This window comes from Paenibacillus sp. OK076, from assembly GCF_900110055.1.
Classification (GTDB): Bacteria; Bacillota; Bacilli; order Paenibacillales; family Paenibacillaceae; genus Paenibacillus.
On sequence record NZ_FOCH01000003.1, the window covers coordinates 222,351 to 235,813 of the forward strand.

The following is a 13,463-nucleotide window of genomic DNA, read 5'->3' on the forward strand; positions in this document are numbered from 1 at the left end:
GACGTGGGGCGTTCCTGAAAAATACAAGCCCCCCTCGTTGAATAGATTCACCAATAAAGTGAATGTTCCAATTGTAATTGCAGCGAAGCTCGGTAAACTAATCAACTAATAGGCGTGAAGGAGATAACAGATGAGTAAGGAATCTATCACAGTACAACAATTAATAGAACAGACCATTAATCAGTATGTATCCTCGGATGCTCACATCCTAAACATGGAAAGTAACCCTATCCAATTGGGACTCCAGGCCGTGGAATTGCTTCGACATCATATCGAATTCCTAGTAAATGGAGTACAAAAGGACATTTCTCTCATTACGAAGAAGGCTACGTTCATTGAACGCTCTGCATTGTCCAGATTATTTTCACAGGGCGCCAATGTGCCCTTTAGCCTATCAAACGAACCTCCTACTGAAGATCGCAGCTTGATCTGCATTCAGGATGTGGATTACCAAACCGATTATAGCCATCTGGATATGGATCTGCTTCAGAATAAAGAATTACGAGCGCTGGCTTACATACATGGAACGAATATGGGGTTAAAAAAAGAAATGCCCTGGATACCCACTGTGGATCTGAATCATATCATCGACATGATGGAAAACCGTTGGAGACCTTCGTGGAACGCCGCCATAGAAAGCCCAGCGTTCATCGAGGAATTTGGATTACCGATCATATCGGAAATTGAAGCTGTAGCCAGTAGCATCTTAGATGATCTTGAAGTTCTAATCAGAGATGAACATATGCATACGATGATCCATAATGATCTGAATCCAGGAAACGTACTGGTACATAACAATGAGGATGTCTATTTTATTGATTGGGAGGAAGCAAGGTACGGTTCCTTGTTCTTCGATATTCCTCTACGCTGTAGCCATATGAGACAAGTAGACATCTATCGGGAGGCCCTAAGTTCCCACGGATACGATATTCCACAATATAAATTCGAAAACTATTTCTCCCTGGCATCCCGATACCTCGGCATCCGCTATATGAGTTGGAACCTTGGGGTATGGGAACAACACTCATATGCAAAAGATGACTTAAAAAAGTATATGAAGATGGTAACTCAACCTTTGTTTTCCTGATCCCCTCCTCATTCCAGGTTAAGCATAAGATGAATTCACTGTTTTGCTGGACAAAAAAGCTCCTGCCACCAGAAGTGACAGGAGCTTACAGGATAGGGATTCAGCATTAACATTGAACATCTATGTTTCCATGACCTACATGGCATACATTTTTCACAGATAATAATGAACTGATGCTTAACCCAGATTTGCAATTCGCTGTTTAATGCGCGGAAATAAACCAAAAGCATTCTCGTAGAATACCTTCTCATGATGCTGTTCCGGCACAAGTCGGCGGACGAATTCTGCATACAGATCGATCGGCGCAAGCGGCCAGTCGGTTCCGAACAGCATTTTCTCGTAATGATCCGAATACACCAGCGCCCGGCGGAAATGATCCATGAACAAGGGCTCGTTCATAAATCGTTCAAAATGGGGCCGATCACCAACAACAAGGCCTGACAAATCTGCGTAAACGTTAGGATTCTTCGCTACGACTTCAGCGGCATCCATCACCCAAGGATCACCCAAATGACAGATCATAAAATTCACACCGCGCTGTTGAAAGGCTAATTCGTCCACGGTCAGCGGATGTGCATACTTGAGCAATCCATTCATCGAATACGTATCCCCTGTATGAATGACCACCGGCACGTTATACTTGGCTGCGAGTTCATAGACTGGTGTGTAGATTTTGTCATACACGTAGTGATGATAGTACCCCGCATATAGTTTAATTCCGGCTACCTCAGGAGCTTGTAATCGTGCTTCAATCCGGTCCAGTTCGTCCTGAGCGTGTTCACCGCCAAGGTGGTTTGGATTAATGCCGACGCATTCCATGAGGAATGAAGGAACCTTTTCTTCCAAATCAAGTCCCATCGGGTTGGGAGAACTGGAATCCGGGAATGCTCCCTTCGTCTGCTCCGTAACCCCCATACCAATGCCAAGAATCACGTCGTTCTTATCAAACTCCGCCTTGAGGCCAGCAGCAGAGTAATCCACTTTCGATAAATCTATTGCCGTTCGATGAAAGCTGTCGATATCCGACAGATGAATGTGAATATCAATAATCGACATGTTAAGCCTCCTTTTTACCTTTTGAAGTTGCAAAGTCTAGCTGCAGAAGGCCGCGTACATCCTCTGGATTCAGAGGCATTTGCCCCAAGATTAGATAGGTCGGCTCTGTCCAGACTGTTTCCCCGTTCAGCAGTGGCAGATTGTGATACACATTGTGACCAAGCACCACATTGTTCACAAACCCCCCAGCGTTCTGATTAGGGTAACGATTCACTGCATGCAGCATGTCTTTACGCGAAACTGCACCCATTCGCAAGAAACCCTTGGCCTGAAAATATCCGTCTACCTTTCCGAGAGGGTACCGCCCTTGCTCGGGGTGTTCCAGCCAACCATCAGCAAAGACAGGCGAGGGTTTGAAGAAATGTTCCTCGGCTAGCGAGTAATCCAGCGCCAATCCACTTTCGTTCGTAACCGAGTGCAGCTCACAAAGAACAGGAACGCCGGGCAGCATAAGGTAATGCTGCTGTAAGGTGATTCCCCGATTCGCTTCATGCTTCTCGATACGGGTCGTGAGCTGAATTCCTTTCCAGACGTTACCGAATTCATCCTTTCGCTCCGTCCATACCGCGCTTCTTTGTTCCAACTGACGGCTGAAACCGTTCATACCTGGGATACCTACACCAAGTCCGCCGTACCACGGATTCCACCAGGAACGCGGGGCTGCTTCCGGATACGTGCTGTCCAGCCATTCTTGACCCTGGTACTTCAAGGAATGCACGACACTTCCGAAGCCGGGGGCAGCTGCCATCGAAAGAACTCCGTTGCTCACCGTGTACACAGGGCCTGCTGGACCTTCTTCAATCACGCAATCAACGGCTGTTCCTGTCTGAGGATACCAGAGGGCGGTACGTTCATGAATCCGATCCTCTCCTCGATATACGGCCCGAACCTTCCAGCCAAATTCACGTTCTTCTGTCGAATCCTTTTCCTCAGGGGAGAATTCCAATTTAGCGGAGCGCAGGTCCTGCTCTCGATTTAATTCCATATCAGCAGCTACGTGCTCTGGTGTGCCACCATTCTGCACGTACAGTTCCAGGTTTCCAGCGAGCGGAACCATTTTCCGTTCAATCAGTTCTGCTGTCAGCACATCCTGGGCGAACGGATTGCCACCACCCAATGCCAGCTCAAGATGGTTGTCCAGCTTCGGTACAATCGGGCTATGCCGTTTTTGGGCGAAAGATCGGAAATCCTGCCATTTGGCAAAGGTATTCAGAGCAAATACGGTCGCCTTCGTTTGCACAACGGCTCCTGCTGGAATACGGCCTAGCTCATGCTGTAACCCCAGCGTGTGTTCCGGACGAAGCAGCTTCAGGGAAGGGTCCCAATAGATACCGCAAGCACCGTACTCTTCCTTACAGAACAACCAGTTCTCTGTAATTTGGGCGCTGTCCCAGTGGCTCGGATCGCCAGAGTACGCATCGCCCATATCTACATAACGGCCTTGGTAAGGGAGAATAAGCCGATTGCCGAAGAAACCAAAGTTCGTCATCAAGAACATATTCTCTTCCAGTTCCGCACTGCGCTTATTCCCAATTTCATGGTGGAATTCCGCAATTCCGTTGGCAAACAGCTTGACGACGGTCTTGATCTCTATACCAGGGAAGTCTTCCGATTCATACAGTGCTTCGAGAACCTGGTTTTCTCCCTCCGGATAGATGTTGACTTCCTTGGCTTGTTTCTTGGAAAACTCTTCTGCAAATGGCTTACCCAGCTTCGGATAGGTCCACCAGAACGTGTGAACCGAGCCAGGGTATTCAATCCACATGTTGTTCTCTTGCTTGCTCATATGGAGGGAGAATGCACCGTTCACGGCCACCCACTGTTCCCCGTTTTCCCCACCATAACGTCCTTGTGTTCCCTTCATTAGAACAGACAGCTTGGTTGTAAAAGATACCGCTTGTCTATCCGTCGGAACAGCCGTTACCTCTACTTCTCGCGAATAGAGACCATACGAACGCAAGGTAAAGGCTACCGGTACAGAGGCTTTCCCTTTTGCAGGAACCGTGAAGCGCACCGAACGTTCTGCCCACTCCAGGAATTCTTCTTCTGGCAGGTCAAAAGTGAACTCTGCTTCGGCATCAAAATTATTCTCCACGTTCAGGTATAACTCAGCAGGAGTGCCTGTATAGAGCTCTCTTACGGGCAACACCGTGTTGATCTTGGCCGGGAATTTCGGGGCAACCCCCATACGAAACTCGGCTTTTCTGCCACCGATCAGCCATGTGCTTGTGACAACGGGATGGGTCTTATTCTGACTTTGCTCCTCTTGAACAGGATCAAGATGGAATTCGCCCTCCACGATTACCGTTTCTCCCGGAGCAACCGCTCTTGCAGCGTCCAGCGCAAAACGAATATTTTTGTTGTCCTGACCCTTGATCTCGAACTTCAGCTCGGATGCTGAACGGTTCGTGATCCGGTAGCGAACCTTGTATGCGGAACCAAATACGAGATCATGATCGTCGATCTCTGTGGAAATCTCGTAATCCGGTGTTTCGAGAGCTGTCAGCCCGCGACCCGATTTTTCGAATTCGGCTCGCAAGGAGATATCTCCCTTTTGCCAGGAATAATCAAAGAAATCGAAACCACGCTCCCGTCGGCCATCCGGCTCGATGAGGAGTTCGCGGGTGCTGTCTGCGTACCAATCCAGCTCCTCCAAATAAGGAGCAAGCGCTTCCGTCTGCAAAATGGTCGGGATGAAGTTCATCAAATGCACATTATCATCTTTTTTCTCCCAGAAGAACCCGCATTTCTTGTACATCGGTACAGCCTTGGTGTTACCTGCCCAAGTGAACAGATCCAGGCGAGGCCATCCCGCTTCCACGGTCTTGCGAACGGCGTTAAGGATCAGATTGCGTCCGACCTTGTAGCCGTGATAATCGGGGCGCACATTCAATAGCGGTACATACAGGGCATTCTCGTCATAGCGGTAGTGGGCAAAACTGCAGAAGCCAACAACCTCTTTCTCATGAACGGCCAGAAATACATGAAGATTGGACGAAGTCTCCATCTCCCGGCGAACGGTATCCTCCGTTCTCTGGTTGGTGCCACCTCCCCAACTTTCATTGCTGCGGTTCCACATATCAGCAAGTGCGGCAGCGTAGGAGGGATCGTATTCGATAATGCGGATTTGTTCGATAATCGAAGTTATAGTCATATTTGGATCTCCTTATCTTTATCTATAGGATGGTCTTCGTGGTCATTCGATATGGCCTTTGCCCGATAGCCGCAGAGATAATACAGGCCATGTTTGAAGAAGCTGGCGATAGTCTTATCATACTATAAATGGAAAGATTTTCAGAGGATTAAAAATCTTTCTTTCCAACTTATCAGTGCCTTTTGGAAGCTCTTGTTCGAAGCGTCAAGAATGGACGAATCTATTTAGGTATGAAAGAAAAAATCCACGTCTTTTAGTTAGACGTGGATTTAGGAATATGATCAGCTACTAATTTTCAATTATGCCAATATAGAACGGACATTGCGTAGAACTGATTTCATAAATTCAGAGGTTGATTCGGCATGCCCCGCAATTTGGATACGTCGTTGCCGCACATCAAGACTCTTCAACTGATCCGTCAAAACAACACCTGAAAATGGCAGGTCTTCTGGTAGTGTAACTTCAAAAGGATAATCCTTGGCTTGGCTCGTTATGGGACATACAACGGCAAAACCCGTTATTTCATTGAATTCAAGTTCTGATAGAACAATAGCCGGTCGTCTCCCGGCTTGCTCATGACCCGCTTGAGGATCAAAGTCAAGCCATATCAGATCGCCTCGCTTGGGAATAATCAAAGTAACTCGTTCCCTTCAGTGCCAAAGTCTATTTCTTCATGTCTTGTATCCTGTTTCACTTTAGAGAGCAAAGTCTTTAGATGGTTACGTAGTTCCTCATTGGACTCTACAGGCTTGGTTTTTGGACGCAACAACAATTCATTATCTTCTGTCACCAAAATCTCAATTTCCGAGCCTTCTTCCAGATTAAGACGTTTAAGCAATTGGTTAGGAATGCGAATTGCACTGCTATTTCCCCATTTGCTAAGTGTGGCTGTAGTCATGGCAATCCCACGCCTTTCGTTTGATTGATGCTCCAATTATACCTCACCTCCCTACAGTTGTATATCTATATGATATACATAAAACAATAAAAGGATACATTGTATTCAACCATAAAATAATGATTGTACAGCCTATGATTACGAATAGATATACCATTGCTATAAAGCAAAATGAGCATATACAAACCCTCGTTTGGTCGAAACGAGGGTTCCCAGTCAGATCATCCCCAACAATGAAAAACAGCTGTAAGCCTTAGACGAAAAAAATGAAGTCCAGACTGCCCCTGTTTTATGGAGCTATGTCCCTCGGTAGCTTACCCTTGTATAATGTGAATTCAATATAGGGTTAGTCACAGTCAATGTAGTGTGCTCAGGTACGTCAGAAACACCAAAAACGGCTCTTTCCGCCATATCGGACGGAAAGAGCCATTTTGATAATACCGGGGTACTTTGCCATCAGCTCGCCTTCGCGAGTTTCGTGCCGCGAATCGATGCCGTAGCGTATACGACGAGCGCTGTCCAGATGAGCGCAAAGCCAACGAGCAGAACCGGCGAGACCGATTCCTTGAATACGAATATGCTCAGTAACAGCATGATCGTCGGCCCGATGTATTGAACGAAGCCGAGCGTTGAAAGCGACATCCGGGCGGCTGCTCGCGCAAAAAAGAGCAGCGGCAGCGCCGTGACTACACCGGAAAGAAGCAGTTCGATGAAGGTCGGCGCAGGCAGCGTCCATGCCGTCGTTTTCCCCGCAACTGCCAAATAGATCCAGTAGCCGAGCGCGACAGGCAGGACTACAGCCGTCTCCGAGAATAAGCCTATAGAAGCGTCCTGCTTGATCTTCTTCTTCGCCAGGCCGTATAAGCCAAATGACGCAGCCAGCGAGATTGCGACCCACGGAAACCGTCCATAGTCAATCGCGATGATAAGCACCGCTACGCCAGCAATGGCAATCGCGAGCCATTGACCGCGGTTTGGCTTCTCCCGAAGGAAGACGACCGCTAACAAGACGTTCAGCAACGGATTCAAATAATAGCCGAGACTTGTCTCGACGACATGGCCGTTGTTGACCGCCCAGATGAAGATGAGCCAATTGGAAGCGATTAGCAGTCCGCTCGCAGCGAGCGACAGCAAAAGTGAACGGCTAGTCGCAATCTTCTTTATATCACCCCAGCGTCGCTGGGCGGCGACCAGAATACCCATGAAAACGAACGACCACACAACCCGATGCGACAGAATCTCGCCTGCCGGCACTTCGCTAAACAACTTCCAATAGAGCGGGAGAACCCCCCACATGATATACGCAATAATAGCGTTGACCAACCCACTATTCATAACCTAATTTCCCCTCTTCTTGCTCTGATGTCTGAACTCGGATTATACGTCTTGATCCCTCTCAAGTAAAGGGAATATTGATTAGTTTGATTTAATTATTACTTATACTTATTAGTCAAGATTAATAATCTTATCAAAGCAGTATGAATCTTTGTCATACCCATTATGCTCATAGAAAGCATGAGCGTCGGTTCGCTTGAATCCGCTGCACAAAATAATACTAGATATTCCGAGTTCTTTAGCATAATTTTCAGTATGTCTTAATAGTTTTGTGCCTACGCCATGATGCTGAAATTCCTTTTTTACGGCCAGAGCTTGTATATGTAAATAACCAATCGTTACCCCTACAGATAATGCCTGAACTATCGTTACAAAACCAACCACATCATTTTCAAATAATGCAACAAATGTTTTGTAATTCCCGTCCTCAATCATTTTTTCTGTAGTAACTCGAAAGTTTTCATCATTAACATTGCGAATCTCAAGGACATCGTTCCATAAAAAAACAACTTCAGTATAATCATTCGCTACAATTTCTCGTATTTTAATTTCCATGCCTAATCTCCCTTAATAATATTAGTCGACTTTTTTATCGAACTATCGTTTCCCGTTAGCTTAACGACCTCAAATATGAAAATTTCTAAAACGTCCATATAAGTACGAGAACAATTCCAAGAAAGGGTGGTAATAACAAATCATACAGGGTTATTTAAGAAACTAAAACCCACCGTAAGGCTTTCGCCTTGCACGGTAGGTTTTGCCTTTATTATCTGATTTGCGTTCCGTTGGGTAGATCGAAATCCGGCTATGCGGCGCGGTGGAAAATGGACGACGCCTACGATTTGTTTTCCGACAAGGGTATCCACTAAGACTTCCCGATCGCAGACTTAGGATAGAAACTCTTTTCCCCATACTCTTATAGAATCGATGATACTCGACAATTTATTTCCTTGTTCAGTGAGGGAGTATTCTACTTTGGGTGGCACAGTGTCATCTACTATCCTCTTCACAATTCCATCCGCCTCGAGTTCCCTGAGTTGTAAAGTCAACATCCGTTGTGAAATCCCTGGTATTAATTGTTTAAGTTCATTAAATCTGACCGATTTTTCGGATAAAATGTCGACTATGCTCCCTGTTTATTGAACAAAGAAGCCGATCGTTTGATCAGCTGCTTTCTTTGTTTTATAACGCTATTATTTTCCTTTAGTTGAATTAGCTTGAAGCGTAGCGCTCCTGATACTATTTAAGTCTTTTTTGGGTAATCCATATGTGTTAATATCAAAAAATTGTTTTTTCCAATAAAAATGCTCCTTCTCCTTATATTCTCTGTATTATTCATCAACATATTTGTGGTTGAACTTTATATGGACTTTGCGATAGCTTCGCATTTTTGTATAGCCCAAATGTAATGATTTGAAGTGTTTGCTGCAAAATAGCTGTATAAATTACTTGTTTTGGTCCATTTATAGTATTTCTTTGTCATGATTTCTTCATTTGTATGTAATTTAATTAATTCCATCACTCTTTCATGGCTTAATTTCAATTTTTTTATAGCTTGATTCAATGTTACATCTTGATATTTTTCCCATATTTTCATATTAAGTATTTTAATCGCACTCCATTTATAACCAGCTGCCGGCATAAAAGGAATATCACCGTCCATACCTTCTCTATACCACCTCTCAAGCATGGCATGCCATTCATATAGATGCATCAATACATCCCGAAAATTCTTATCTCTCTCCTCAGTTTCAACAGAACTACTCCTTTTGCTTCTGGGTACAGATTCGATTATTGCAAGCATTGATTTAAAATTCATGTCGCTATTTAATAATAAAGTTTCTTTTTCATTTTGAGTCACTGTTACAAATACCTCCTTTTATCCGGTATATTAACATATGAATATTCATTCTGATACGTATCATTTTATAAACTGTTTTTACGCTAACCTGCCCGTTAGTTCAATAAGATAGAGGAGCAGTATCCGGGTCTGAACCAGCTGATCCCCATACTTCCCCCTCAACCCTATAACCGCCACCGCTCCATTGAAGCAAGTAGTCTCCAGTACGCATGCCTTGCGTGAAACCTTCATTAATATTTATCCAATCTAGAGATTCCCCGACAGCAATCGTTCTAGCGAAATACACTGTACTAGTATCTAAGTGCGTTAAACTAACATTGACTTCGTGTCTACTATTGTTCTTCATTAGAAGTTTTATATGTACAAATTCCGGATTTATTGAAAAGGGTTGCTGTACCGTTGCGCCCCCAGAAGCAATATAGTGGGAGGGTTTATCCTCTTCTTCACTTAAAGATAATAATACCAAAATTAAGATCCAACTACTCATGTTTGTCACATCATATCACCTCTCTCATACTACAACGGATTTATATCGAATTTGTTGCTCTATTTCAAGGGTATAAGTCATTCCACTTTCATAGTCTACTTAAAGTCAAATATAAAATAGGCCCCCATGTAAGGTGGCAGCCCTAATTGCTTTCGTTTTCCGTTAGTTTGAATTTTCGATTCCATTTATGTTAATTTTCTCTCCACGTTCATTAAATATAAATCCTCTTATTTCCACCTCTAATGTACTTTTCATCAGCCTCATGCGTGCAGAATTGATCACCGGGCTAGCGATTTGCATTGGCAATATTTACTCATTAAACTGTGTTCTCATCTTTGTTAAAGTGGATAAGCATTATGAACACAAAGACGGGAGCTTTAATAGACATGAATGTTCTTACCAAATCCATCATTGGTCTGCTCTGCGCGACGACATTAGCGGGCACGTATTTCAGTTATACGGAGCATCAGAATAATCGACAATGGGAGCAGCAACAACAGCGCAATACGCAATACTGGTCGCATATGCAATCGATCTACTTGCGCAATTTCGACTATGCGCTTGCGGAGTCCCTTGCGGCACCTAAGTTTGCAGATCGGCAAGTAGCACTTCAATCTGCGATTGAAAATGCCAATCTTATATTGCAATTAGTAAGGAGTGCATCCGCTACAACGAACTTTCAATCTTGGCCAGCGTACGAATCGTTTATCACGAACGGCAGCCGCTACTTGGCCTATCCCGCCAACGAGAAGGAAATTTCGCTCAACCCGGATCAATTAGACCAAATTCAGCGTCTGAGAAAGTTCGTGAGGACCGCCCTACCATATCTTGATCTGATGAGAGAGAAAGGCGATGGTACTTCTTTATCGGATATAGAACGGATCTCGACCGAAATGGAAGAGGCCTTGTCTCAACTCGACTCGGTCTCCACGTACGGCAATAAAGCCTTTAACGAGTTCGTGTACAATCAGAATCCTTACGCACCTCCGAAGCCAGGAACCGTTTTCGCCGGTGAACCCACTTATAAGGCTACGGAGCTTGCGGCCAAAGCGAAAATCTTCATGGGCGAAGCTTGGAATACAGGAGCAGGTAAGCAAATCGTCAACATGGTCTCAGGCGGGAGCAGCCCCCAATTAGGAGAAGTCATGGATTTTAAGTTATCAGACACCGCTGGAAGACCAACCAGCTCCTATATTGCAACACTGAGTAAAAGCGGACACGTGCTCCAAGTGACACGCGACGGCTCGACCTCCGAAGAAGAGGCTGTGGAGCAATCTATGGACTTAAAGCAGGCTATCACGGTTGCAGACACCTGGATGGCGCGTTGGTCTGACGAACGTCTGATAATAGTAGCAAAAGAAATAAAAGGTACCTCAATTCATATCACTTATATACCGGTTCGGGAGCAAGTTTCCATTCCGCAAATGCAAGTCTTATGGGAGTTTGATCGCCGTACTGGTGCGCTAAAGAGCTTTGATGCGTATAATTATTTTTACAATTACAATAAAACCTTTCCACTTCACCCGAAACTGACAGCGAAGCAAGCCTCTGAAAATCTCGGACCAAAAGTAATCGTCTCGGGTAATCCAAAGCTGGAGATCCACAACAGCAAGCTTGTATACGCATTTTCTGTCACTGGAATCGAAGGCGTTTCTCACGTGTACATAAACGCCCTCACAGGCGCTTACGAAGGCATCAATTACCGCTTGTAACCACAACAAAACTAGGCAACCCCACGACCACCTCGCTGCAGGTAGCCTTCTCAATGTACCACTTAATTCAACTATTCTGTCCGTTAGTTGAACAAAAAGCAGCCGATCACGTTGGTCAGCTGCTTTCTTGGTTTTATTAAGCTATCATTACCGTTAGCTCAATGAGTATCCCCCCATTTTAGTGGTTCATAACTCATCGATCAACGAGATACCTTTAGTAATCCTCATTCTACTATCCTGCAAGAAATCGCGGGTCCAATCATCTGGTTTGCTTAAATCCCAGCTCCGATGCATACCGACAACCACAATGATTTCGCGAAGTCTAAGGAAAAGCTTCAACAAATCCTTCCAGTTGTCTGGCATTCTTCGGCCATCCTCTGTATAGCCTAACTCGAAGTGCTTTATGAAAAGTTCATACTGTTCCTTTCGTTCGAACTTCGAATCTTCTCCGAATACATATAGCAAGTAATACAGCTGGATAGCAATATCCTCGACATACCAACTGTACTGGCACTCGTCGAAGTCAAAGAGAGTTAATCCCCCAGCTTCATCGATCGTGAAGTTTCCTACATTAATATCTCCGTGGATCAAACCAAAATTATCCGCATTAACAGGCAGACTCGCCAATTGTCCTTTAAGTTCATCAAGAGCAATAAGGATTGGTCGAAATTCTGACGGCAAATAATCCTCGGCTCGTAAAAGGTATTCATTAAACTCCCAAGTGTGCCTTTTGGCTTTGGTAGGCTTGTAAAGCTTCGCTAATTTATGAAGACGGCCCGTTATACGTCCACACTCTTCATAAAGTATAGAATTACCTAGACATTCTGGATATCCGATTTTACGGCCTGGTGCATATTTAAAGGAGGTTACGTAAAAATCAATTGAATTTCCTTGAATTAATTCGTAATACTCTCCATTAATTGAAGAAATCGGTTCTGACACTGATATACCACTCTCTGAAAGATAACGAATCCAATCTATTTCTGCTACTAGTACTTCCGATGTGCGAAGAGTGCTTGGAGTGAAACGGAGAATATATTTCAATTCATCGCGATTATAGGAATAAATAAAGTTTTGAAAACCTCCAATGAAAGTGAGTTCCTCTTGGCTGACCCCATAACGCGCGGCGCCTTCTGAGGCATGTTCGTCCAAGAACAATAATTTTATTTTGGGGTCCATTAGTTCTCCTTAGTAATAAAGATTAATTTATGGCCTAACTCGCTTAATAAAATGACAATAAAAGTTCAATGCCAATCTCATTCCAAGTAATAGTGAAGATTAGGCCCCGTTAGAGCCTCGCGAACGTGATGTAATCGACTTGGACAGGCTCTATCGATTCGATCCGAAGTGCCCGATTGATCTGTCCCCGGTGATATTGCCCATGTAAGAGGACCTGCAACAGGATGTCCCGGACGGATGTTCGGTATGAAACCCCGCTCTGATTCGCGTAGTCGATTATTTCGTTCAACTCAGATTCCTCAAGCCCTTCGATATAGACGCGATATTGCTCAGCGTTTTCTTTGAACATCGTCCGGATCGCCGTCAGCTCTTCCGCTTCCTCCCACAACGAATACTGCGCACTGCCCTTGCCCTGCAATCGAGACAGCCAGACTCGTTCCGCGACCGCAACGTGCCGAACGAGTTTCAGAAGGTCCATATTCTTCGTCTCACTCTCTTCCAGCGCGTCCAAGATGCGTCCGTCTGCCCAGTAAAGGTGGTCCATCATACACTTGATCGTCTTCATTTCGATTTCCCCCTCTTCGTCTCGTTGATTAATTTAACCTGTTGCCATCTGATAGTTTCATCAATGAAGCTTTTAATTTGTTTCGCATAAGCATAGTGCCGTGAACTAGCCTGCCCGTTAGTTGAATAA

General features: G+C 44.8%; 13 protein-coding genes. 2 read left to right on the top strand and 11 right to left on the bottom strand.

All coding sequences use genetic code 11. The features are described from left to right. The first annotated feature begins 130 nt into the window (after positions 1–130). Positions 131–1,087, top strand: coding sequence for a phosphotransferase family protein (locus BMY78_RS23515; RefSeq protein WP_090903801.1), 957 nt, complete (start codon positions 131–133; stop codon positions 1,085–1,087). 177 nt (positions 1,088–1,264) lie between these two features. Here the strand turns inward: BMY78_RS23515 and BMY78_RS23520 are convergent, their stop codons facing one another. The 9 genes from BMY78_RS23520 to BMY78_RS33510 all read right to left on the bottom strand — a co-directional run bounded on the left by BMY78_RS23520 (position 1,265) and on the right by BMY78_RS33510 (position 9,878). Next, positions 1,265–2,143 carry an amidohydrolase family protein gene (locus BMY78_RS23520; RefSeq protein WP_090903802.1) on the bottom strand — a complete coding sequence of 293 codons (879 nt, stop codon included), beginning with the start codon at positions 2,141–2,143 and terminating at the stop codon, positions 1,265–1,267. Between the two features lies 1 nt (position 2,144). Beyond that, complete coding sequence (locus BMY78_RS23525; protein ID WP_090903803.1) at positions 2,145–5,297, bottom strand: GNAT family N-acetyltransferase; 3,153 nt, start codon at positions 5,295–5,297, stop codon at positions 2,145–2,147. Positions 5,298–5,596: 299 nt separating this feature from the next. Further along, a complete protein-coding gene (locus BMY78_RS23530) occupies positions 5,597–5,932 on the bottom strand; it encodes a type II toxin-antitoxin system PemK/MazF family toxin (protein ID WP_090903804.1) in 336 nt (111 codons plus the stop codon). Beyond that, complete coding sequence (locus BMY78_RS23535; RefSeq protein WP_017687001.1) at positions 5,929–6,231, bottom strand: AbrB/MazE/SpoVT family DNA-binding domain-containing protein; 303 nt, start codon at positions 6,229–6,231, stop codon at positions 5,929–5,931. The genes BMY78_RS23530 and BMY78_RS23535 overlap by 4 nt, the downstream gene beginning before the upstream one ends. 420 nt (positions 6,232–6,651) lie before the next feature. After that, positions 6,652–7,530 carry an EamA family transporter RarD gene (rarD, locus tag BMY78_RS23540; protein WP_090903805.1) on the bottom strand — a complete coding sequence of 293 codons (879 nt, stop codon included), beginning with the start codon at positions 7,528–7,530 and terminating at the stop codon, positions 6,652–6,654. Positions 7,531–7,641: 111 nt separating this feature from the next. Then, complete coding sequence (locus BMY78_RS23545; protein ID WP_090903806.1) at positions 7,642–8,085, bottom strand: GNAT family N-acetyltransferase; 444 nt, start codon at positions 8,083–8,085, stop codon at positions 7,642–7,644. A gap of 332 nt (positions 8,086–8,417) precedes the next feature. Continuing rightward, positions 8,418–8,657, bottom strand: coding sequence for a winged helix-turn-helix transcriptional regulator (locus tag BMY78_RS23550; RefSeq protein ID WP_371129191.1), 240 nt, complete (start codon positions 8,655–8,657; stop codon positions 8,418–8,420). Between the two features lie 233 nt (positions 8,658–8,890). After that, positions 8,891–9,391, bottom strand: coding sequence for a ClbS/DfsB family four-helix bundle protein (locus BMY78_RS23555; RefSeq protein ID WP_090903807.1), 501 nt, complete (start codon positions 9,389–9,391; stop codon positions 8,891–8,893). A 100-nt stretch (positions 9,392–9,491) separates the two neighbouring features. Then, entirely contained in the window at positions 9,492–9,878 is a 387-nt protein-coding gene (locus BMY78_RS33510) for a hypothetical protein (RefSeq protein WP_256222346.1), read from the bottom strand. 386 nt (positions 9,879–10,264) lie between these two features. On the opposite strand from BMY78_RS33510, the gene BMY78_RS23565 reads away from it, so the two are divergent. After that, the gene (locus BMY78_RS23565) at positions 10,265–11,590 is read left to right on the top strand and encodes a hypothetical protein (RefSeq protein WP_143067076.1); all 1,326 of its coding nucleotides are present in this window, start codon (positions 10,265–10,267) and stop codon (positions 11,588–11,590) included. 186 nt (positions 11,591–11,776) lie between these two features. Here the strand turns inward: BMY78_RS23565 and BMY78_RS23570 are convergent, their stop codons facing one another. Next, positions 11,777–12,769, bottom strand: a complete 993-nt coding sequence (locus BMY78_RS23570; RefSeq protein ID WP_090903809.1) for a phosphotransferase enzyme family protein — start codon at positions 12,767–12,769, stop codon at positions 11,777–11,779. 109 nt (positions 12,770–12,878) lie between these two features. Continuing rightward, a complete protein-coding gene (locus BMY78_RS23575; protein ID WP_090903810.1) occupies positions 12,879–13,334 on the bottom strand; it encodes a DinB family protein in 456 nt (151 codons plus the stop codon). Between the last annotated feature and the right edge of the window lie 129 nt (positions 13,335–13,463).

Excerpts from the sequence above, each read along its gene's own strand:
- BMY78_RS23515 (WP_090903801.1), top strand. The coding sequence starts at position 131 with ATGAGTAAGGAATCTATCACAGTACAACAATTAATAGAACAGACCATT.
- BMY78_RS23520 (WP_090903802.1), bottom strand. The coding sequence starts at position 2,143 with ATGTCGATTATTGATATTCACATTCATCTGTCGGATATCGACAGCTTT.
- BMY78_RS23525 (WP_090903803.1), bottom strand. The coding sequence starts at position 5,297 with ATGACTATAACTTCGATTATCGAACAAATCCGCATTATCGAATACGAT.
- rarD (WP_090903805.1), bottom strand. The coding sequence starts at position 7,530 with ATGAATAGTGGGTTGGTCAACGCTATTATTGCGTATATCATGTGGGGG.
- BMY78_RS23545 (WP_090903806.1), bottom strand. The coding sequence starts at position 8,085 with ATGGAAATTAAAATACGAGAAATTGTAGCGAATGATTATACTGAAGTT.
- BMY78_RS33510 (WP_256222346.1), bottom strand. The coding sequence starts at position 9,878 with ATGAGTAGTTGGATCTTAATTTTGGTATTATTATCTTTAAGTGAAGAA.
- BMY78_RS23565 (WP_143067076.1), top strand. The coding sequence starts at position 10,265 with ATGAATGTTCTTACCAAATCCATCATTGGTCTGCTCTGCGCGACGACA.
- BMY78_RS23570 (WP_090903809.1), bottom strand. The coding sequence starts at position 12,769 with ATGGACCCCAAAATAAAATTATTGTTCTTGGACGAACATGCCTCAGAA.
- BMY78_RS23575 (WP_090903810.1), bottom strand. The coding sequence starts at position 13,334 with ATGAAGACGATCAAGTGTATGATGGACCACCTTTACTGGGCAGACGGA.